The sequence below is a fragment of the Methylocystis sp. IM3 genome, from assembly GCF_038070105.1.
Lineage (GTDB): Bacteria > Pseudomonadota > Alphaproteobacteria > Rhizobiales > Beijerinckiaceae > Methylocystis.
Genome location: NZ_JBBPBZ010000006.1, coordinates 98,351 through 118,392, shown reverse-complemented (window position 1 = coordinate 118,392; position 20,042 = coordinate 98,351). Strand labels below are relative to the sequence as shown.

The following is a 20,042-nucleotide window of genomic DNA, read 5'->3' as shown; positions in this document are numbered from 1 at the left end:
CAGTCTTGCCAGCTGGTGGTTCTGCACACGGGATATGGCCGGCGGAACTTCGCGTCATCGATGGCTCGCACGGCGAAGGCGGCGGCCAGATTTTGAGGACCGCGCTCAGTCTCTCGATCGTGACGGCGCGCGGCTTTCGCCTCGAAAACATCCGCGCCAACCGACGCAATCCCGGCCTGCGCCCGCAACATCTTGCGGCGGTGAGAGCGGCGGCGGCGATCAGTGGCGCGGCTGTTTCCGGAGACGCGCTTGGCTCGACCGAGTTCACCTTCGCTCCCGGCCACGCCGGAAGGAGCGGCGATTACGTTTTCGACGTCGCCGCAACAGCGGAACGCGGCAGCGCCGGCTCGGTGACTCTCATCCTTCAAACGCTCGTTCTTCCGCTGGCGCTTGCCGAGGGCGCCTCCACCTTGCTGGCGCGTGGGGGAACGCATGTCGACTTGTCGCCGCCCTTCGACCACTTTGCCAATTCCTATTTGCCGGCGTTGCGACAAATGGGCTTTTGCTTCGACGCCCAACTGAACCGTTGGGGCTGGCGCCCGGCGGGCGGCGGCGAAGTGGCGTGTCGGATCGCTCCGGCGCGGGTGGAGCGCGGCGCAAACCCGCCGATGCCGCTCACGCTGGTCCGGCGCGGTCCCTTGCGGCGCATCGCCGGTCGCGCCGCCGCGGCGAACCTTCCGGAACACATTCCGCAGCGCATGGCCGACCGGGCGCGGGAGTCGCTCTGCGCGCTTGGCGTCCCGGTCGACATCAAGGCGCGATGCGTTAGCGCCGCTTGCCCGGGAGCCGGCATATTTCTGACCGCCGAGTATGAGGCGTTGGCGGTAAGCTTTTCCGCGCTCGGTCGATTGGGGAAGCCATCCGAGGCCGTCGCGGATGCGGCGGTCGCCGCCTTCTTCGAGCACCATGTTTCGGGGGCGGCGGTCGAGCCCTTTCTGTCTGATCAATTGCTGGCGCCGCTCGCGCTCGCGACAGGCCCTTCGACCTTTACTGTGGCGGAACCAACGGCGCACCTTCTGACAAACGCCTGGACGATCGGCCAATTCGGCGTCGCCGACATCACGGTCGACTCCGGGCGGCCGCGCCACGTCCGGGTTGCCCCGCGCCCCTGCCGGGCGCCGAGGTGATTGGCGGCGCGTCTTCTCACGGCGGAGACTAGTCCGGCCGCAACAGGCGATGGCGGGCGAGATCCTCCCGGCTCCATAGGCCCAGGCCGGCGCGACGGTCGAGCGTGTCAATCGCGATGATGACCTCGGGATCGGAAAAAGAAATAGAGCCGGGCGTTCCTGCTTGCCTCAAGGCCTCCAAGAGGGCGTCATTCATAAAGCGCTCAACGTCTGGCGTCGGCAGGTCGGAAGCGGTTCCACGATGGTGAAAGCGCACGTGAAAGGAGCGCCCCGCCAGTCGTGGCGCCCATTGGAGCAGCCTCTCCCTGGCTTTTTGCCGAAAATCATCGGCAGACACAAAATCGAAATTGCCGAGCGCCGGGGCGATCCGCGAGATCGCGTCAAGCAGGGCGGGCGCCTCCGCCGTACGCTTTTCCATGGACTCGAGCAGCGCCAAAGGATCGGCGACGGTCATAACAAGCACATTGTGGTAGGGGCTACCGGTGACGGCGCCAAATTCTCGCAAAGCGCGGAGCGCCCGTTTATAGCCATCCTGATAGATGGTAATGACGACGTTCCAGTCCTTCATCGACTGCTTCCTTAAAACGAGAACTCGGGGAAAGCCTGAAGGCTTCGAGGTAGATGCCGGAAAATGAACACGACCACGCGATTGCGAGTGGTGTCGGAAAACCGCCTCAAGGGATGCGCGTCTTTCTAGGGGTTAAGATAGCGCCCGACCTCTCCGATCAACTGGCGAGGCTCGTAAAAGAGCTGCGGGAGGAACAGGTCAAATTCGTCTCGCCTGGAGATGTTCATCTCACGATGGTTCCTCCGTGGAATGAAATGTCAATAGATGAAGCAATCCAGAAGATGCGTTTGATTGTCTCTAAATTCGGCCCATTCCCACTCGAGTTGCGGCGCCTCAATTACGGCCCGGAGGCGAAACGGCCTCGCCTGTTATGGGCGGAGTGCGCGGCGCCGGATGAGGCCGTAGCCTTGCGGGGCGCGCTTCTCGATCTGTTCGGCCAAAACGACGACCGGCCATTTCGGCCGCATATCACGCTTGCCCGTCTTCGCGGAAATGGCGCGGCGATCGCGCGCCGACACCCGATCGACCGGCCGCTGTCCTTCGTGCAATATGTCGAATCCGTTGAGCTCTTCCGATCGCCGCCTGCCGGCGCGACGGGCTACCAAGTTCTCGCGTCGGCGCCGCTCGCAGAGCGCGCCCCTTCCGCTTCCAGCGTCGAGTCCACCCCGGACGCGGACCAGTGAAGAGGGATAACATCGCTCAATCAAGGCCATGACGCGGGGGGTGTCTTGCGCAAGGCGCCTCTCTGGCGAGATGGAACATCCAGGACCTGAATGAATGCGTTCCCCCTCGATCAAGCTGTTCCTTTGCGGGGATGTAATGACGGGACGTGGCGTCGACCAAATCCTGCCCTATCCCTGCAACCCGCGTCTTCACGAGGAATATATGGCCTCGGCCGAAGGATATGTGAGACTTGCGGAGGAGGCGCATGGCGAAATTCCGAGATCCGCGCCGTTTCCTTATATCTGGGGCGCAGCGCTCCCGGAGTTCGAGCGCGCGAAACCTGACCTGCGCATCATCAACCTAGAGACAAGCATCACGCGAAGCGAAAGCTATTTCCCCAAGGGCATAAATTACCGAATGAGCCCGGAGAACGCCGGCTGCCTGACTTCTGCGGGCGTGGACTGTTGCGTGCTCGCCAATAACCATGTCCTGGATTGGGGACGGGAGGGTTTATTCGATACGCTCGAGACCCTCCAACGGTTAAGAATAAAATTCGCCGGGGCCGGGCGCGGCCTGGCAGATGCTTGGGCGCCAGCGACGTTCGAAATTCCCGGCAGAGGACGCGTCCTCATTTTTTCCTGCGCTTGCGTCTCGAGTGGAGCGCCAATGAGCTGGGCAGCGAAATCTGATGTCGCCGGTATTGCGCTGTTGACGAGTTTTTCGGAGCGCAATGTATCGCGGATTGTTCATTCAATATCGCGCAGGGTCGAGCCCGGCGACGTCGTCGTTCTTTCCGTGCACTGTGGACCGAACTGGGGCTATGAGGTTTCCGATGAAGATCGAAACTTTGCTCATCGATTGATTGACGACACACCAATTTCTGTGTTGCATTGCCATTCCTCGCATCATCCGAAAGGGATTGAGGTCTACCGTGATCGCCTCATCCTTTATGGCTGTGGCGATTTTCTGAATGATTACGAGGGAATTTCCGGCTACGAGGAATATAGAGGGGATTTGGCGTTGATGTATTTCGTCGAAGTTGAGGCAGGGACGGGCTTCCTGCATGCGCTCGAGATGACGCCACTGCAAATCAGAGGGTTTCGTCTAAGCCGGCCAACTACGGCGGATGTCGGTTGGCTTCAACACAAACTTGACCACGAAAGCCGCAAACTGGGCGCGCGCGTCTCTTCGAGCTCCGGTGAGCGGCTCGCGCTTTCCTGGCGGGACCAAACCGTCTGACGCGCCTTAGGGGTTTTGCGGCGACCGTGCTGAGCCCGTCTTATTCTCCTCGACCCGAAGGCGCCTGCTGCAACCGGGCGCCAAAAGACGGCCGGCGCCGAAGCTGACTTTCAGTTTATTTCCGCGATGGATCGCTTTTCGCCGCGTTCCCCCGCCGAGTCGTGTTCGGAAGATATTCAACGCTTGGCGTTCCAATAATGGGTTGAGGATATAGAGCGATTAGGTCGAGAATTTCATTGGGGATGTTCGTCGTCACCGGCAGACCAAGCTTTTTTGCCTGCCGATACGTGATCGCAAAGTCATGTGTCCAGGCCCCACTCGTGAGACTTTCTGACACCATTTCAATCGCTGACGCGTCGAGTTTATCGGCTAATAGTTCCCCAACAATATCTCCGAGCTGAGAAATGGCCTTTTCAGCAAGATCGGCGAGTATAATCGTGTCATCATCAATTTCAGCAATTGGCTTTCGCTGAATCACCTTGAGGATCGACGCTGCCGGAAGGTCGTCGATCTGAGGGTCGATAGGTCCCAGAACTGCATGGGGGGACATAATGATTTCGTTAGCTGCGAGAGCGATAAGAGTTCCTCCGGACATTGCGTAATGGGGCACGAAAATCGTCACTTTTCCAGCGTGGTCTTTCAAAGCTCGCGCGATCTGGGTAGCGGCGAGATAAAGTCCGCCTGGCGTGTGAAGTATAAAATCGATGGGCGTCTCGGGGTCTGTCAAATGAATGCCGCGCATGATCTCTTCGAGATCATTCATGTTCAAGAATTTGACGACCGGGATTCCGAAAAGATTGATCGACTCCTCACGGTGGATCAATGAAATCACCCGCGTATGCCGCTGCTTCTCAATTGCAAAAATCGCTCTGCGCCGCAAAACCTCGACGTATCGTTGGCGTGCTACTGGGAAAATGATCACGCAGAAAGTGATTACCAATAGCATCGCTTCAATGCTCATTCTCGATCTCCGTTCAAGAAGCGCCCGCGTAAGCGGCGTTGCAGATTCGAGGAGGATAGGTGGATTCGGGAGCTAAACCGCAGTTGTGGTTAAGGTTACGCTTTGGCGGCCCAGGCGAACGAAACACCGTGCTTGTATCACTTACAAAGACTTGCCAAACTGCCTCGGTCAAGAGTGGGTGCGCTCGGGCTTCCCAGTGTCTCGCGCGCCTGTTTACTGGGCGCGGCCGCCTCCATCGCGACGACCACGAAGTCGTGATCGTTGGAACAGGCCAACACGACAACGTGCGCCTTTCTCCTGAGGCTAGCGAATATTTGAGCAAAAAAGGTTGCGTCGTCCTGCTCCAGCCGACGCCTGAAGCCATTCATTCGTTCAACGAGATGCGCAAGAGAAAGGTCGGCCTCATGCATGTGACCTGCTGACGGCGAGCAGGCGAGGATCCATTCGCTGCGAGGTTTCCTTCATCCCTCACACGTGGCGGTGTTCGAGATGGAAAACGAACTTTTGAATGTCGAAACCCGCTACAAGGGATGGACAACCCTTTCGATCGCACGCATTCGCTTGCCCAGCGGACAAATCATCCAGCGCGTGATGACGGCGATCAGCGCAATCTTCGTCGCGGCGTCGTTGATGAGGTTCCGCAAGGCAATCGTCAGCGTGTAGTGGTGCGTAAGAGCGAGGCCGTTTCGTGAGCTTTACAGTTCGGAATGTCTAAATGCATTGCGTTGCGCCGCTATCCGAACCGATAGCTCGTGGCTGTGACGCCCCCGAACAGACCCCGCTCATGATAGGTCTGCGTCGCCGTGTCATTTTCAGCTGCGCCCAGCGCGACGAAAAGGGGAGCCAAGTGATCCTCGCGCGGATGGCAGACGCGGGCATAAGGAGCGTGCTCCCAGGCCATCACGGAGGCAGAGCGTCGCTCCGGCGCACTGGACAGCGCATCGGATAGCCACTTATCGAAGGTCTCCGAAGGCGTTCGGGCTCCCGGTCCGAATAGCGCGAGGTTGTGATAGCTCAAGCCAGAGCCGATGATAAGCACGCCTTCTGTTCGTAGAGGGGCGAGGGCCCGTCCAAGCGCGAAGTGCCTGGCGGGATCGTAGCCTGATTGCAGCGAGAGCTGTAAGACTGGCGTCTCGGCATTCGGATACATGATGTAGAGCGGGACGAAGGCGCCGTGGTCAAACCCTCGCGTGTCATCGAGCCGCGTCGGCAGACCGGCCGCGCGGATCAGTTCTGCTGCCTTCACAGCGATGCCAGGCGCGCCCGGAGCCGGGTAGACGACGCGATACGTTTCCGGCGGAAAACCGGAGTAATCATAGATCATGGGCGGCCGGCTTGCCGACATGACGGCAAAATCGGGCCCTTCCCAGTGGCCTGAGATGACGAGCACCGCCTTCGGTTTAGCAGGCAACTCCTTCGGAATCCGGGCACGCGAGGCTTCGAGGTCGGCGAACCGTCGTCGCCATTCTGGCATCCAGGGCCATGGCCCGCCGCCATGGGAGATGAAATAGGTTGGGAGTCGCAAGGGAGCCCTCCGACGGTTAGGAAAGGAGAGAAAAGATTCCGCCAGGGCGTGCCAGCAGTCGGCAAGCCATGAAGGGCGTCGCCGCCTCTCCGGGAGGCAGAAACGAACGCCCCTTCGTGCTCGTCCCCGCCGGTTTTAGATCTCGCGGCCGATCAGCGCGTCACCTGAGTAACGACCTCCGCCGCGGATGACATAGTTTAGTGCGACAATCCCCCAAAAGAGGGGATATTCGAAGCCGCCGCTCATCCAGAAAAAGCCCGAACCCAGATGGACCCTGAAGACCGCGGTGAACATCAGTGCGAACACAAGCGCTGCGATGGGCCGGGTCAGAAAGCCGACAGCCAGGAAGATCCCGCCGACAAATTCGATCAGGCCGGCAAGAAGAGCGACAGAAGGAGGAAGCGCGAGTTTTGTCGCGAAATACTGGCCGGTCGCTTCGAGGCCGTAGCCGCCCATGCTCGATCGGGATCGGGCAGCCCGCTCCGCCGGAGGTTATGAGCCCGCCTGAGAGGAAGTCGCCATAGCCATCTGTCAGGGCCTAGATCGTCCACTCGCGCCGCGGAAGGCGCTTCCCGACCCGCATCCTTGTTTGTGTCGCCGGCTTGGATTTCCTTATGCTAACGCCCGTCCGGCGTGTCCGTGCCCCACCACTTGGTCTTCACCTGCTCGTAATGGATTGCCGGATCATACAAACTTACGTTTAGATCAAGTTCCTGTGCAGAAAGTCGGCCAATCGAGCCGAGCACCGCATAGGAGGCCACGACGCGGTCGCGCTGGGAGATGACGAGGCTCACGCGCGCATTCAGCAGCGCCTGCTGCGCGTTCAGCACGTCCAGCGTGGTGCGCTGCCCGACCTTGGCTTCCTCCCGGACGCCCGCGAGCGCCGTCTCCGCCGCCTTCACCGCCGCCTGCCCGGAGATGATCGAGGCTTTCGCCGTCTCGAGCAGACCGTAGCTCGACACCACGCTGGCGCGCACGCTGTCGCGCTGCAGATCGGCGTTGAGGCGCGCCTGTCCCACCTGTTCCTTGGCCTGACGGATGGAGGCGTATTCCGCGCCGCCCTGGTAGAGCGGAATGTTGAGCTGGGCCGCCGCCAGCGCCGAAAACTGGCGGGTGCCGGGGATGCCTAGGAAGGAGTCGTACTGGTTGGAGACCTGCGCGTTGACCGAAAGATTGGGCATCAGCGCGCTCTCAGCCACCTTCACGGCAAGCTCGGCCGCATCGACCTGATGCAGCGCCGAGACAACGCCCGGATGCTCGACCAGTGCGATCTGAATGGAGTCGTTCAGCGATTTGGGGAGCAGCGGCTCGACGGAGGCGCCCGGCTGAAGATTTTTCGGCTCGTCGCCGATGATCTGCCGGTAATTGGCGATGCTGTTCTTGAGTTGCGCCTGCGCGGCGTAAAACTCGGAACGCGACTGCGCCAGCGACGCCTCGGCCTGGGCGACGTCTGTGCGCGTCACCTCGCCGACCTGGAAACGGTCGCGGGTCTGCTTGAGCTGCTGCTCCAGCACGGCGATGTTGTTCTTGCGCAGATTCATTACGGCCGTGTCGCGCAGCACGTTCATGTAGGCGGTGGCGCCGTTCTGCAGGATCGCCTGCTCGGTGAGGCGCATGGTGGCGCGGGCGGCGAAGATGTTCGACTCCGCCTGCTTCACGGAGTTCTCGGTACGGTTGCCGTCGAAAATATTCTGCTGGAGGTTCAAGGTCGTGCCGCGCGGCCACCCCGTGTATTCCTCGATGGTGTATTGGCGCTTCCCGGTATCCGGATTGCGCCCCCCCGGGAATCGCAGATTGGCGTATTGAGGCCCGGCCGACGCCTGAATATTGGCCTTGGGGCGCATCCCCGCCAGCGCCTTCGGCGCATCCTCGTCGCGCACGCGGACGGCCGCGCGGCTCTGGTTGAGGTCCGGGTTGCCCGCATAGGCGCGGGCAAGTGACGAACGGAGCGTCTCCGCCGAGAGCGGTCCAGTCATTCCGATTAATAAGCCGCCGAGCGCCATGGCGAAAAGGAGCGTCTCCGTGCAGCGGGCAAAGCGGCAAACGGTCCGTATGGTCTCCGTCTCCGTCTTCATAACGATCTCTTGCCTTGCATTTTCACTCCAGCGCCAGATCGACTTGCGGGTCTGAACGCGTCGGCGATTTCGACGAACCAAGCGTCAGAACGAGCGGAAGTGTGGCGATCAAGAGAAATTTCAACAGCCGGAAGTCGCCTGAATAAGCAATGATCGCGGCTTGTTGCGAGACGAGAGCGTCGAGCATGGCGCGACCCTCGTCGGTCATGACGTCGAACTGAACTCTTGGACCAACGGCGTCCAGGGACCCCGTGAAGGGCGTCACAAATTCGACGAGACGCGCATGGGCTTGGATCGTTCCCTGGGTCAATTGGGCGATCACGATCGAAATGCCGACAGAGCTGCCGATGTTTCTTACAAGGGTGAGCATTGCGGCGCCCTCGGTTCGCAATATGTTGGGCAAGGTCGCGAAGGCGACGGTGTTCAGCGGAACAAAGACGAGGCCGAGACCGAACCCCTGCAGGACGCCAGCGAAAATTATGGCGCTGGAGGAGGTTTGGTCGGTAAAGCCCTCCATTTGGTGAAGGGTTATGGCGGCGAGCGAGAGCCCGCAAAACACGAGGTAGCGCGCCTCCACCAGGGAAAGCAGCCGGCCAACGATCAACATCGCCACAAGCGTGCCACCGCCGCGCGCTGCGAGAAGAAAGCCGGCAGTCAGGATGGGATAGCCGACGACGTTCTGCATGTAAGGCGTCACCAGCGCCATCGTCGCGAAAAGAACCACGCCGATGACGGCCATGAAGATGCAGCCGACGACGAAATTACGGTCCCGAAACATGCTGAAGCGAATGAAGGGCGACGCCGTCGTCAGCGAGTGCGCGAAGAAGAAGTAGAAACCTGCAAGAGCGACGAGCGCCTCGACGAGGATTTCGCGCGAGTCGAACCACCCCGCATTTTCGCCACGATCCAGCATGAGCTGTGTCGCCGCAAGGCCGACGGCGAGGGCGAGAAAGCCAAACCAGTCGAAGCGACGGGCTTTATCGAGCTCGGAGTCCCGCATAAAGGCTAGGAGGCCGAGCACGGTCAAAACGCCAATCGGGAGGTTGATGAAGAAGACCCAGCGCCAATTGTAGTTGTCCGTCAACCAGGCGCCGAGCGTCGGCCCCATGATGGGGCCAAGCATGACGCCGACGCCCCAGATCGCCATGGCGGCCCCCCGTTCCTGCGCGGAGTAGGCGTCGAGCATGACTGCCTGGGAAAGCGGCACGAGGGCGGCGCCAAAGGCGCCCTGCAACAGCCGGAAGGCGACTATCTGACCAATGCTCTGGGCAAAGCCGCACAGCATTGACGCGAACGTGAAGCCAGCCACGGAAACGAGGAAAAGCCGCTTGCGCCCGAAACGTTCAGCCATCCAGCCGATCGGCGCGGTCATGACGGCGGCCGCGACGATGTAGGACGTCAAAACCCAGTTGATCTGATCGAGCGATGCCGAAAGGCTGCCCTGCATATGCGGCAGAGCGACATTGGCGATCGTCGTATCGAGCGCCTGCATGATTGTCGCGCTCATGGCGCAGACCGTCACCATGCCGCGTTGCGCGCCCCGCGCGGGCGCGGTCATTGCGTCTCCTCCTCCGCAAAGCTTTGGCCGGCCCCAATGAGCGAGGCGAGGCTGCGCTGGCGTTTCGTGTCGATCTCGACGGTGACGCTCATTCCGGCGCGTAAGGCCGAGAGCTTCTGACCAGGCTCGAATTCAATGCGGATCGGCACGCGCTGGACGACCTTTACCCAGTTTCCATTGGCGTTTTGCGGCGGCAGGAGTGCGAATTGCGCGCCCGTGCCAGGTCCGAGGGACGCCACATGGCCGTGGAAGGCATGTCCAGGAAAAGTGTCTACGGCAATCTCGACCTTCTGTCCGATGCGGAGATTCGTAATATCCGTTTCCTTTGGATTCGCGTCGACCCATGGCCTGGAGTCGTCCACGATGCTGAGGATCGGCGTCCCGGCGGTCACGAATCTGCCGAGCTGGATATTGTCGACCTGAGTCGCCACGCCGGAAATCGGCGCCTTGACAATCGTATGATCGAGATCGCGCTGCGCCTGATCCAGAGTCGCCTTGGCCTGCCGATAAGATGGAAAATCCTCGATGGTCAGATCAGGATCGCCTTGCAACTGGTTCAGCGTCTCGGCCAATTGCTGTCGCACCGGCTGCAATTGCAGTTCTGCCGCCAACAGAGCGGCGCTGGCGTCCTCGAGGTCCGCCTGCGTGCTGAACTGGCGCGCGGCCAGTCCACTCTTGCGGTCATAGATGCGCCGTTTGACTGAGACCGCCTGCTCACCGAGCTGGACCAGCCGGCTCAGCGATTTGTGGTTCGACCTGAGATTGGCGAACTCGGCGCGGACCATATCGACCCTGCTTTGCGCCTGGCGCAGGGCAAATTCGAAGGATGTGGGATCGATGCGAAAGAGTTCGTCGCCCGCGGCGACATGCTGCCCCTCGCGCACGAGCGCGCCGCTGATCTTTGCTGAAACGTCCGGCGTAACGAGAACCTTGCGCGCGCCGATGTAGGCGTTGTCGGTCGAAATATATCGGCCGCCTGCGAGATAGAGCGCCACGCCCGCCATTGCGGCGGCCGCAGGGACGCCGACCATGAGCAAAAGCCGAAGGCGCTGTCGAGCCAGCGCGAAGATGCGCTTCGCGTGGACGGGATTCGTAAAGCGCTGCGCCGCCTCCGCGCCTGCATCAGCCATAGCGCACCTCCGCTTCTGAATCCTTCCGGTGCGCCGCGCGGCGGAGGTTGTCCTTGATCGCCAGAAGATTTGAGAGAAGTCGCGCCGTTTCCGCGTCGCAGAGCCCCTCGAATGCCTCCTCCATTAATTCATTGCCCGCTTTGCCCAGGCGTTTCAGAAGCGGCCGCGCCGCGGGCGTGAGGTAGAGCCGCTTGGCGCGGCGGTCTTCCACGTCGGCCCGTCGCTCGATCAAGCCGCTTTCGCTAAGGCCGTCGAGAAGACGCGTCAGCGTGATGGCTTGGAGATCGAGCATTTCAGCGAGTTCGGATTGTTTCAGGCCCTCGGAACGTTCGAGCCGCGCCAGAACCGCCCATTTCGCGCGGGTTACGCCGAATTGGGCGACTTTCTGGTCCGCGCATGTTCGAAACAGGCGCGCGACGTCGCTCAGCGTGAAGGCGAGGTCCCGCTTTTGGTCAGCCGTTGTCATTGCCTGCGTCCCCCTAGTTCGTTCGCTACATATCAAGCCTACATATAATAAGCAAGCTTGGTATCTGTAGGCGCTAGGCCCGGGGGCAGCGTAAGGGCTATGGCGCTCGCTTACCGGGCGGCGCGGGCCGCGCCCGGCGAGGCATTCCAAGGATACGATCAATGTGACGGACCCCGTGGAGCAACGGACAGACGGAGGGCCAGATCAATCGATTGAAGGCGCTCGAGCAATCGATGTATGGTCGAGCCAGCATTGAATTGCTTCGTGCGTGGATGATGCGACTTGCACCAAGAGTGAAACAGGCCCGCTTTCGGTTGCGACCAGAACCGCCCGCTTGCTCAGGGTCCTTTTGAGCTGCTCGCGACGGGGCGATCGGTTAATCCGCGTTATAGTGCAGACTCAGAAGGGTTTTTGCTCAGAGGCTCCCCAATTACGCGGCGCATCAGGGACCCAGACCGTCGCTTGCGTTACGGTGCTTCAACGGAAGTATTGACTTGATCTCCGGGTCGAGCAGACGCCGAACAGGTCCGTCATTGGGCCAAGAGAATTTGCTGCCGCGCGAACTACTAAGGGAGATGGAAATGGCTGAAGATCAAGCGGCGCCCGGTGGCCCCGATCTTACAGAAGGCATCGCGCTAACGGAGCTTCCGGATGGCGGCAAATTGGTCGGTCATGTTGGCGAGGAAAAAGTGCTCCTAGCTCGCCTCGGGACGGAAGTGTTTGCGGTCGGCGCTCATTGCACTCATTATGGCGCACCCCTCGTCGACGGGTTGGTAGTCGACGGCTCCGTGCACTGCCCCTGGCATCACGCATGTTTTGACCTCCGAACTGGCAAAGTCTCGCACGGCCCGGCTTTCGGTCCGATTGCGTGCTGGTCGGTCGAGCAGCGCGAAAATAAGATCTTCGTAAAAGAAAAGCTTCAGGCGATGGCGCCATCACGTGCCGCGGCCTCGGGAAATGTTCCCGAAAAGATTGTAATCGTCGGTGGCGGCGGCGCTGGATTCGCAGCAGCTGAGAGACTGCGCCGTGAAGGCTACCAGGGAAGCATTGTCGTGTTGAGTAACGACGATGTGGCGCCGATCGACCGAACCAATTTGTCCAAAGATTATCTCGCGGGCAACGCGCCTGAAGACTGGCTTCCACTGAGACCGAACACCTTCTATGCCGAGAATGACATTGAACTACGGCTCGGCGTGAACGCAAGCGGTATTGATACGCGCTTAAAGGAGCTCGCGCTCGCCGATGGGGGCAAGCTTTCCTATGATCGCTTGCTGCTTGCCACGGGCTGCGAGCCAATCCGGCCAACAATCCCAGGCGCCAATCTCCCACATGTTCGTACACTACGTTCACTAGCTGATTGCCGGGCTATTATTGGACTTGCTAATACGACGAACCACGCGGTTGTGCTCGGCGCGAGTTTTATTGGCTTGGAAGTTGCGGCCTCCTTGCGCGCTCGTGGGCTTGAGGTCCATGTGGTGGCGCCGGAGAAAAGGCCGTTGGAGCGCATTCTTGGCGTGCAGATGGGCGATTTCGTGCGTAGCCTCCATGAGGAGCACGGAGTGGTTTTTCACCTTGAAGACGTCGCGCTTTCCATCGATGAACACCAAGTGCTGTTGAGAAGCGGCGTCTCGCTTGAAGCGGGGCTGGTAGTCGTAGGCATCGGCGTGCGGCCGAGAATCGAACTCGCAGAAATGGCCGGTCTCAAAATTGATCGCGGTGTTGTCGTGGACGCATATCTCGAAACGAGCGTCCCTGGGATCTTCGCGGCTGGCGATATCGCTCGCTGGCCCGACCCGCATAGCGGCGAGAACATTCGAGTCGAGCATTGGGCGGTCGCAGTGCGGCAGGGCCAAACTGCGGCGCACAACATGCTTGGGCGAGCGGACGAATTTGCCGCCGCTCCATTCTTCTGGAGCCAACATTACGATATTCCAATCAAGTACGTGGGCTATGCAGACAAATGGGACGAACTCGAGATCGAGGGTGATATCTCCCACGAGGACTGCCTTTTGCGGTTCAAAAACAAGGGTCGCACGCTCGCTGTCGCCACCCTCTTTCGTGACACCGAAAGTCTACTCGCCGAGGTTATAATGGAGCGTATGGATAAGCGTTGACCAAGAAGCCTATGCCGATCGCGGTTTTCAGCGCGTGATCCAAGCTAGCAGGCTGTCGACGAAAAGGCTCGCACTAGCTCGCTATCCAGCGGCTAACCAAAAGTCATCGGCATTGAGGGCCGTGGATAAGAGCAAAGCTGAACTTGCGAATAGACCACCACATTACCGCGCGGGTCGGCTCCTTCAATGAAGGCAGAGTTTAGGGTTGCCGTTTGAGCCGCCCATTTTTCCTAGTTGGCGGCTTCGCTTAACGAGCAAGCTGAAATCTGATAAAGACAGACGGGTGATGACGCCGTGATCTCGTCGATCTGCTCTCGTTCTCCTGCTTGTAGGAACAACGATAACGTCTACTGAAGAGACCCGCGTCGATCACACGCGGAGTCGAAATGTCCATTCGGAAAGCAGAGCTCTTGGAGATGTCAGTTCGAGCAAGCTCGCCGGCGTTATTGCTCTCGTCTTCAGCTTTGCGGTGGGCCCCACGGTGGCCGAAACGCCGGACGAAACCTTTAAGGCGCTCGGTCTCGCCAAAACCGCCTCCCCCAAGGAGCTCTATGACGCGCTAAGGAAGCGCTACAACGACCCCGGCGAAGGCGCGGGCAAGGGTTCCTTCTCGCAATACTGGGAGCCAATCCCGATTTCGAAATACCTCAACCGAAGCGAAGTAATTCGGGAGCCTCGGTTGGACTACCTCGCCGCTTCGCTTGTGAATGTTGATTGCTTTGGGATTCCGCCTCATTGTTCCGAAATACCATAAGCAAATATCGGTCGATGCGAAGGGAGCCAGATCGCCGCCGATAGGGCCCCTCTGCTTTTAAGTTTCTAGAAATCAGAGCGCTAGCTCAAACGTGACGAGGGACCACTCCATCAGTTTTCACAGCCGCGACCCCCTGAGGTAGAAGATGGCCCTTTCCGACCGCGCCGCCGCCGCCCGGCGCTCTGGGATTCCCGGCAAGGCGCTCGCGATCCTCTATCTTATTGCCGCCGCGGCGCCGCTTCTCGCCGCTTGGGCGGCGGGTATCGAACCGGAGAGCCACTGGTCCGAACTCGGCGCCGGACTCGCCATGATCTCGGGCGCCATGTTTTTTCTCCAATTCTGGAGTTCGGGCCGGTTCGAGACGCTTTCCGGACGCGTCGGCATAGATCGGACCATGGGCTTCCATCGCATCGCCGCCGTCGTGGCGCTGCTGATCGCATTTGCGCATCCGCTCGCGCCGCTGGTCCCCGCATTCATTGACGACCCGCAAGGAGCCTTCGTTCTGCTCAGCCAAATGCTGGTTCGGCCCCGCCTGCTATCCGGCGCCTTATCGCTTACAGGGCTTGTCGTTCTCGTTGGTTTCGCGTTGCTGCGGACGCGCCGCGGCGTGCGCTACGAATTCTGGCGCGCGACACATGGGCCGCTCGCTGTCGTCGTCGCGGGACTCATTCTCCACCACGCGCTGACGAACGGAGATTACAGCAGCGCGCCTTTGCCCGAGGCGGTCTGGCTGCTGCTCGGCGGCGGGGCGCTGCTGACGCTTTTTTCCACCTATGCCGTGCGGCCCTGGCGCATGTGGCGACAGGGATGGGTCGTCGAGTCGGTCGAACCGATGGCGGACCATGTCTGGCAGATCGTCCTGCGCGCGCCGCAGCGACGCGCATTTCGGTTTCGCGCCGGCCAATTTCTATGGCTGACCATCGAGCCGAATAGCCCACCCTTCCACGACCATCCATTTTCAATCGCCTCGTCGCCGCAGATGCTGCCGCAATTGCGCCTGATCATTCGCGAAGCAGGCGATTGCACCAACGCCTTCGGCGCGATCGAGCCCGGCCGCCGCGTGGCCATCGATGGGCCGCATGGCGGATTCATTCTGCCATCCGGTGGCGCGAATGTCGTCATGATCGCTGGTGGCGTCGGCGTCGCGCCCCTCGTCGGCATTCTTGAGGAGGCCGCCGACAGCGGCGACGCGCGCGCCTTCCGCCTCCTCTACGCCGGCCGCACTCCCGGCTCGCTCGCGGGGCTGCGGCTCATCGAGAGTCTCTCCCGGCGCCTTGATCTGCACATTGTCAAAGTGGTCGACGCCTTGGCTGAGTTGCCGGCCTTTGAACAGGGTCCGATTGACCGCCGCCACATAGAGGAGATCCTCTCAGGCCTTCCGCCGAAAGACACCTGCTGCCTCGTCTGCGGACCGGCCGCAATGATGGAGATCGCGATAGACGCCCTGCTCGATATCGGCGTCCCCGCCGAGCATATTTTATACGAACGCTTCGATTATGCGGCCGGACGCAGCGCGTTGGATAAAAGCCGGCGCAACCAAGCTCTGGCGGTCATTGCGACAGTCCTCGCCGTCGCCGCGGCCTTCGCCTTGCGCTGATCAAGGCCGCGACAGGCCGACGAGATAGTCCACGAGCTTCGCGCGGACTTCCGGGTCGAGCTTTTGGTGCGTCTCCAGGAATCGGCCGAGCTTTGCGCCTTTCTCCTCCGCCGTGGCGCCTTCCAGCTTTCGAGCAAGTCTACCGGCGCTGGCATGGCATGTCGCGCAATATTGTTCATAGGCTTCCTTCGTGGCGCCGTGGCCTACGAAAATCAGACTGGCGCCGACGAGCGTGATGAACTTGACCATTTTTCCATTCCCCTTTCCATTACTTTGCCGCGTCGTCGAGAGGTGGAGTGTGTCAGGTCATCTCTCGACCCCATCCGTACAAAGGATAACGATTGGCTGACTTGGCTCGGCGCTCAAGCCGAGGCCCAATGCAGAGTTAATGGGAGAAGAGTGATTGGTCACGACGATTAACGTTCCGGTTTACAGTGACGCTCTAGTTGTTCTCGGGACGGCCGGAGTCGTCGTGCCTCTGATGCGTTACCTAGGACTTAGCCCTGTGCTCGGTTATCTCGGGGCTGGCGTCTTACTTGGTCCAAATGGGCTTGGCTCATTCATCGCCCAGTTGCCGGCCCTCTACTGGTTCACCGTAGTCGACCCGGAGAATGTGAAAGGGATCGCTGATCTCGGGGTTGTATTTCTCCTATTTCTCATTGGGCTGGAACTTTCCTTCGACCGCTTGCTGGCCATGCGCCGGCTTGTTTTCGGATTAGGCGGGTTACAGTTCGTTATCACGGCCTTCCTGTTATCGTTGGTCATTGGAGCGACGGGACAGGCAACTCCGTCGATCGCACTCGTTCTCGGATCGAGCCTCGCCTTGTCATCGACCGCGATCGTCTTGGAAGTTCTTTCGTCCCAAGGGAGACTTACCAGCAGCGTCGGGAGGGCGAGCTTCGCGATCCTCTTGGCGCAAGACCTGGCCGTCATCCCAATACTAATGTTGATTTCGGTTCTTGGCGCACACGCCGAAGGCTCCCTGGTGTCGAGCGTCGGTCAAGCGCTATTCAATGCCGCAACCGCTATCGGGCTCATCATTTTGGTTGGACGGATTGTCCTGCGACCGCTTTTCCGGATCGTCGGGGCCGTTCAGTCCGCAGAACTGCTAACGGCTGCGGTGCTGTTCGTCATCATCGGAACAGGCGTGCTTGCTGCTGTGGAGGGGCTTTCCATGGCGCTCGGAGCCTTTGTTTCCGGCCTTCTCTTGGCGGAGACGGAGTACCGCAAGGCCATAGAGGCCATTGTCGAGCCATTCAAAGGATTGTTGCTGGGAGTTTTCTTTTTCACGGTAGGGATGGGTTTGGATCTTCGCGACCTCGCACGTGATCCATTAGCCATTCTCGCACTCGTGTTTGGCCTTATTGCGTTAAAAGCGATTATAATCGCGACACTTTCGCGCGCCTTTGATTTGCCGTGGCATTCAGCGATCGAAACTGGCCTCCTCTTGGGGCCAGGAGGAGAGTTTGCTTTTGTCGCGGTAGGGATGGGCTCGACGCTTGGACTTATTTCAACGCAGATGACAGCATTCGTGCTCGCGGGCGCCTCCGTGACGATGGCTCTCATTCCGGCGCTATCGGTTGTTGCTCGACATTTCAGTGCGCAGGTCGCCCGCGCCCATGATGTCGGCCTCGCATTGAAAGCCGCGCCAGGTCAGCAGCGCGGGCACGCGATTGTTGTCGGTCACGGGAGAGTCGGAAAGGTGGTTACATCTTTCCTCAAAGAGCACGAGGTGCCGCACGTCGCCACTGATAGCAATCCACATCTCGTGGCGGAAGACCGACAACGCGGACTTGAAGTATTTTTTGGAGATGCGACGCAAACGGGATTTTTGAGAGCTTGCGGCATTATGGATGCCGAAGCCCTTATTGTGACGACAGGGTCTCAATCGACGGCAGACGCCATCGTGCTCGGGGCCCGGCAGGTCCGGCCGGACATTCTGATTGTCGCGCGCGCAAGAGATACAGCACATGCGCGTCATCTCTATTCCATTGGGGTAAGCGATGCTGTTCCGGAAACGGTCGAGGCGAGCCTCCAAATCTCAGAGGCGGCCCTCGTCGGGTTGGGGGTTCCTATGGGGTTCGTTATCGCCTCGGTGCACGAAAAGCGGGATAAATTCCGAGCGGAATTGCGTCGGGCTGCAAAATCTGGCGAAGTAGAGGACGATCTCTAGGCTGTCCTTCACGCCGCCGTAGGGTTCCGCCGCGGCCCAAGTGGCCCACGCGCGGAATCGGTGTCGGCATTCAAATCGAGCGCGAAAAGGAAATTGTGCTCACGGGAGTGTCGACCGATCTCAAGGACAAGATGCTCGAAGAGATTGCGGAGGCCGCCGAGTTGGCCTCCGCCGGCCATGGCCTCTCCTTTGTTGTGCCTATCCAGGAAATCGTCGGCGTTGTGCATCTTGTTGAGCAATAGTCACAAGCCGAGCCATAGCAGGGTCGCATGTGATGTCCTTGCGGTAAGAAGCTGGTAAAGATTTTCGTGCGGGTTGCGACCCGTGTGTTGCCTCTTCAGTGACATCCCGCGTCCTTGCTTCCTAAATATAGGAAACGGCGGAACCGCCACAACACCGAGGCCCGTGGCCTTGCTCGTGGCAGTCCCTTTCCGATGGAGGTTGCAAAATGCGCGCTCCTCTCGTCCCGCTACAGCGCGTGGATATGTGGCGACGCATTGAAGATTTCGCAGCAGTGCAACCAGATTCAAGCGACCACCGCCAGCGCCGCGCTCTTCTCGACTCTCGGGAGGTCCTTCAAAATGACGCGGATGTTGCTGTCGCCTGCGGCTTTCATGAAATCCTCGAGGGTTTCCATGATGTCGCGATCAATAAAAGTCGCCCGGGTTCCGTCGATCACGACGAAACTGTCTCCCTCTATCTCCTCGAGAATGTTGCGGAGAGGCGCCTTGTTGAGGAACGAGACATCTTTCTGCAGCCGCAACAGGTAATGATTTCCGTCGCGGGTAAGCGTGAACGCTGAGTGGTAATTGGTGCGAAGCACGAAGAAAAGACCAACCGCCATGCCGATCGCCATCCCCTTGAGAAGATCAGTCAGAAGGATGGCCGCGATCGTGACTGCGAAAGGCGCGAACTGCTCGAATCCCTTTTCGAATTGTTCAGCCACGAGTTTTGGCTTGGCCAGCTTGTAGCCGGTGAGCAGAAGCACTGCCGCAAGGCAAGCGAGCGGGATCATGTTCAGCACACTGGCGAGGAACATGACGCTCAACAGCAGAAGCACGCCATGCACAATGCAAGCGACCTTGGTGTGCGCCCCGGCGTTGATGCTGGCGGAGCTGCGCACGATTACCGCTGTGATGGGTAGCCCGCCCATCATACCGCTCACGAAATTGCCGACGCCTTGCGCCTTGAGCTCCTGATTGGTGGGGGCTGTGCGCTTGAGTGGATCGAGCTTGTCGACGGCCTCGAGACTGAGCAGGGTTTCAAGACTGCCGACAAGCGCAAGAGTCGCCGCCGTCACGTAGATATGGTAGTCGGTCAGCAATCCAAAATCTGGCAAGTGGATTTGTCCCGCGAACTGGCGGGCGCCGAAGATTTGCGGCAGCGTCACGAGATGCTGTGGGGAAATCGCGAAGAAAGGCGCCACGGCCTGCGCGGCCAGGTTGAAGAGAATGCCAAAGAACACGGCGACCAGCGGGCCCGGCACAAGCGCGAGGATTCGGTTTCCCCGTATCCTGTCGGTGTCCCACAGAAGCAAGATTGCGAGCGAGACCAAGGAGACGATTGTGGATCCGGGCGAGATGGAGTTCAGCGACGACCAGACAAAGGAAAACGTCCCATTGGCGCCGTTTTCGAGGAAGGACAGATCGCTGTCGGCCTCCGCGTCATAGCCGATCGCATGCGGCAACTGCTTTACGATCAGGATCAGGCCGATTGCGGCCAGCATGCCCTTGATGACGGCGGATGGAAAATAGGCGCCGATCACGCCCGCGCGGGCATAGCCCATGCCGATCTGAAAGAGGCCGGAGAGCGCGACTGCCAGGACGGCGCCGCTGAGGCCGAATTTCTCCACCGCCGCGGCGACAATGACAGTAAGGCCGGCCGCCGGGCCGGAAACGCTCAGTTGTGAGCCACTGACGACGGAAACGACGAGACCGCCGACAATGCCAGCGATGACGCCGGAAAAAGGTGGAGCCCCGGAGGCGACCGCGATTCCAAGACAGAGCGGCAGGGCCACAAGAAACACGACGACCCCCGCGGGGATATCGTGGTCCAGATAACGCGTGTAATAATCGAGATGCTTGCGCATGAC

19 protein-coding genes and 1 pseudogene are annotated in these 20,042 nt (G+C 60.1%); 10 read left to right on the top strand and 10 right to left on the bottom strand.

The features are described from left to right. The first annotated feature begins 5 nt into the window (after positions 1–5). Positions 6–1,127, top strand: coding sequence for an RNA 3'-terminal phosphate cyclase (gene rtcA / locus WOC76_RS23970; RefSeq protein WP_341387380.1), 1,122 nt, complete (start codon positions 6–8; stop codon positions 1,125–1,127). Positions 1,128–1,155: 28 nt separating this feature from the next. On the opposite strand, the gene WOC76_RS23965 is transcribed toward rtcA, so the two are convergent. Next, complete coding sequence (locus WOC76_RS23965; protein WP_341387381.1) at positions 1,156–1,695, bottom strand: hypothetical protein; 540 nt, start codon at positions 1,693–1,695, stop codon at positions 1,156–1,158. A gap of 53 nt (positions 1,696–1,748) precedes the next feature. Here WOC76_RS23965 and thpR point away from each other — a divergent pair, with 53 nt between their 5' ends. Beyond that, positions 1,749–2,378 carry an RNA 2',3'-cyclic phosphodiesterase gene (thpR, locus tag WOC76_RS23960; protein ID WP_341431640.1) on the top strand — a complete coding sequence of 210 codons (630 nt, stop codon included), beginning with the start codon at positions 1,749–1,751 and terminating at the stop codon, positions 2,376–2,378. A 94-nt stretch (positions 2,379–2,472) separates the two neighbouring features. After that, positions 2,473–3,597: a CapA family protein gene (locus WOC76_RS23955; protein ID WP_341387383.1), complete on the top strand. Its 1,125-nt coding sequence runs from the start codon at positions 2,473–2,475 to the stop codon at positions 3,595–3,597. A gap of 115 nt (positions 3,598–3,712) precedes the next feature. Here WOC76_RS23955 and WOC76_RS23950 read toward each other — a convergent pair whose 3' ends face one another. Continuing rightward, positions 3,713–4,558 (bottom strand): SDH family Clp fold serine proteinase, encoded by an 846-nt coding sequence (locus WOC76_RS23950; protein ID WP_341387384.1) that lies wholly within the window; start codon positions 4,556–4,558, stop codon positions 3,713–3,715. Between the two features lie 59 nt (positions 4,559–4,617). On the opposite strand from WOC76_RS23950, the gene WOC76_RS24510 reads away from it, so the two are divergent. Both WOC76_RS24510 and WOC76_RS23940 read left to right on the top strand, forming a co-directional pair. Next, complete coding sequence (locus WOC76_RS24510) at positions 4,618–4,980, top strand: MTH938/NDUFAF3 family protein (protein WP_445928488.1); 363 nt, start codon at positions 4,618–4,620, stop codon at positions 4,978–4,980. 67 nt (positions 4,981–5,047) lie between these two features. Beyond that, positions 5,048–5,221, top strand: coding sequence for a hypothetical protein (locus tag WOC76_RS23940; RefSeq protein WP_341387386.1), 174 nt, complete (start codon positions 5,048–5,050; stop codon positions 5,219–5,221). 70 nt (positions 5,222–5,291) lie between these two features. Here the strand turns inward: WOC76_RS23940 and WOC76_RS23935 are convergent, their stop codons facing one another. The 6 genes from WOC76_RS23935 to WOC76_RS23910 all read right to left on the bottom strand — a co-directional run bounded on the left by WOC76_RS23935 (position 5,292) and on the right by WOC76_RS23910 (position 11,312). After that, positions 5,292–6,083: a DODA-type extradiol aromatic ring-opening family dioxygenase gene (locus WOC76_RS23935; RefSeq protein ID WP_341387387.1), complete on the bottom strand. Its 792-nt coding sequence runs from the start codon at positions 6,081–6,083 to the stop codon at positions 5,292–5,294. 135 nt (positions 6,084–6,218) lie between these two features. Beyond that, positions 6,219–6,539, bottom strand: a complete 321-nt coding sequence (locus WOC76_RS23930; protein WP_341387388.1) for a DoxX family protein — start codon at positions 6,537–6,539, stop codon at positions 6,219–6,221. Positions 6,540–6,700: 161 nt separating this feature from the next. Then, positions 6,701–8,086 carry a TolC family outer membrane protein gene (locus WOC76_RS23925; protein WP_341431645.1) on the bottom strand — a complete coding sequence of 462 codons (1,386 nt, stop codon included), beginning with the start codon at positions 8,084–8,086 and terminating at the stop codon, positions 6,701–6,703. A 94-nt stretch (positions 8,087–8,180) separates the two neighbouring features. Continuing rightward, the gene (locus tag WOC76_RS23920; protein ID WP_341387391.1) at positions 8,181–9,716 is read right to left on the bottom strand and encodes a DHA2 family efflux MFS transporter permease subunit; all 1,536 of its coding nucleotides are present in this window, start codon (positions 9,714–9,716) and stop codon (positions 8,181–8,183) included. After that, positions 9,713–10,846, bottom strand: coding sequence for an HlyD family secretion protein (locus WOC76_RS23915; protein ID WP_341387392.1), 1,134 nt, complete (start codon positions 10,844–10,846; stop codon positions 9,713–9,715). The genes WOC76_RS23920 and WOC76_RS23915 overlap by 4 nt, the downstream gene beginning before the upstream one ends. Next, positions 10,839–11,312, bottom strand: a complete 474-nt coding sequence (locus tag WOC76_RS23910; RefSeq protein WP_341387393.1) for a MarR family winged helix-turn-helix transcriptional regulator — start codon at positions 11,310–11,312, stop codon at positions 10,839–10,841. The genes WOC76_RS23915 and WOC76_RS23910 overlap by 8 nt, the downstream gene beginning before the upstream one ends. A 173-nt stretch (positions 11,313–11,485) precedes the next feature. Here WOC76_RS23910 and WOC76_RS23905 point away from each other — a divergent pair. From WOC76_RS23905 to WOC76_RS23895, 3 genes and pseudogenes are all read left to right on the top strand, one after another. Beyond that, a pseudogene (locus WOC76_RS23905) lies at positions 11,486–11,665 on the top strand (hypothetical protein); the annotation flags it as partial. Between the two features lie 228 nt (positions 11,666–11,893). After that, positions 11,894–13,426: an FAD-dependent oxidoreductase gene (locus tag WOC76_RS23900; protein ID WP_341387394.1), complete on the top strand. Its 1,533-nt coding sequence runs from the start codon at positions 11,894–11,896 to the stop codon at positions 13,424–13,426. Between the two features lie 899 nt (positions 13,427–14,325). After that, positions 14,326–15,777: a ferredoxin reductase family protein gene (locus WOC76_RS23895; protein ID WP_341387395.1), complete on the top strand. Its 1,452-nt coding sequence runs from the start codon at positions 14,326–14,328 to the stop codon at positions 15,775–15,777. Here WOC76_RS23895 and WOC76_RS23890 read toward each other — a convergent pair whose 3' ends face one another. After that, complete coding sequence (locus WOC76_RS23890) at positions 15,778–16,026, bottom strand: hypothetical protein (RefSeq protein ID WP_341387396.1); 249 nt, start codon at positions 16,024–16,026, stop codon at positions 15,778–15,780. It lies immediately after the preceding gene. Between the two features lie 154 nt (positions 16,027–16,180). Between WOC76_RS23890 and WOC76_RS23885 the strand changes: the two genes are divergently transcribed. Beyond that, a complete protein-coding gene (locus WOC76_RS23885; protein WP_341387397.1) occupies positions 16,181–17,950 on the top strand; it encodes a cation:proton antiporter domain-containing protein in 1,770 nt (589 codons plus the stop codon). Between the two features lie 107 nt (positions 17,951–18,057). Beyond that, complete coding sequence (locus WOC76_RS23880; RefSeq protein WP_341387398.1) at positions 18,058–18,192, top strand: hypothetical protein; 135 nt, start codon at positions 18,058–18,060, stop codon at positions 18,190–18,192. A gap of 284 nt (positions 18,193–18,476) precedes the next feature. Here the strand turns inward: WOC76_RS23880 and WOC76_RS23875 are convergent, their stop codons facing one another. Further along, positions 18,477–20,039: a SulP family inorganic anion transporter gene (locus WOC76_RS23875; RefSeq protein ID WP_341387399.1), complete on the bottom strand. Its 1,563-nt coding sequence runs from the start codon at positions 20,037–20,039 to the stop codon at positions 18,477–18,479. Positions 20,040–20,042: the final 3 nt, after the last annotated feature.

Bases quoted from the DNA above. Each gene is read 5' to 3' on its own strand.
- thpR (WP_341431640.1), top strand. From the start codon at position 1,749: ATGCCGGAAAATGAACACGACCACGCGATTGCGAGTGGTGTCGGAAAA.
- WOC76_RS23890 (WP_341387396.1), bottom strand. From the start codon at position 16,026: ATGGTCAAGTTCATCACGCTCGTCGGCGCCAGTCTGATTTTCGTAGGC.
- WOC76_RS23900 (WP_341387394.1), top strand. From the start codon at position 11,894: ATGGCTGAAGATCAAGCGGCGCCCGGTGGCCCCGATCTTACAGAAGGC.
- WOC76_RS23875 (WP_341387399.1), bottom strand. From the start codon at position 20,039: ATGCGCAAGCATCTCGATTATTACACGCGTTATCTGGACCACGATATC.
- WOC76_RS23930 (WP_341387388.1), bottom strand. From the start codon at position 6,539: ATGGGCGGCTACGGCCTCGAAGCGACCGGCCAGTATTTCGCGACAAAA.
- WOC76_RS23925 (WP_341431645.1), bottom strand. From the start codon at position 8,086: ATGGCGCTCGGCGGCTTATTAATCGGAATGACTGGACCGCTCTCGGCG.
- WOC76_RS23955 (WP_341387383.1), top strand. From the start codon at position 2,473: ATGCGTTCCCCCTCGATCAAGCTGTTCCTTTGCGGGGATGTAATGACG.
- WOC76_RS23915 (WP_341387392.1), bottom strand. From the start codon at position 10,846: ATGGCTGATGCAGGCGCGGAGGCGGCGCAGCGCTTTACGAATCCCGTC.
- WOC76_RS23910 (WP_341387393.1), bottom strand. From the start codon at position 11,312: ATGACAACGGCTGACCAAAAGCGGGACCTCGCCTTCACGCTGAGCGAC.
- WOC76_RS23940 (WP_341387386.1), top strand. From the start codon at position 5,048: ATGGAAAACGAACTTTTGAATGTCGAAACCCGCTACAAGGGATGGACA.
- WOC76_RS23950 (WP_341387384.1), bottom strand. From the start codon at position 4,558: ATGAGCATTGAAGCGATGCTATTGGTAATCACTTTCTGCGTGATCATT.
- WOC76_RS23965 (WP_341387381.1), bottom strand. From the start codon at position 1,695: ATGAAGGACTGGAACGTCGTCATTACCATCTATCAGGATGGCTATAAA.
- WOC76_RS23895 (WP_341387395.1), top strand. From the start codon at position 14,326: ATGGCCCTTTCCGACCGCGCCGCCGCCGCCCGGCGCTCTGGGATTCCC.
- WOC76_RS23920 (WP_341387391.1), bottom strand. From the start codon at position 9,716: ATGACCGCGCCCGCGCGGGGCGCGCAACGCGGCATGGTGACGGTCTGC.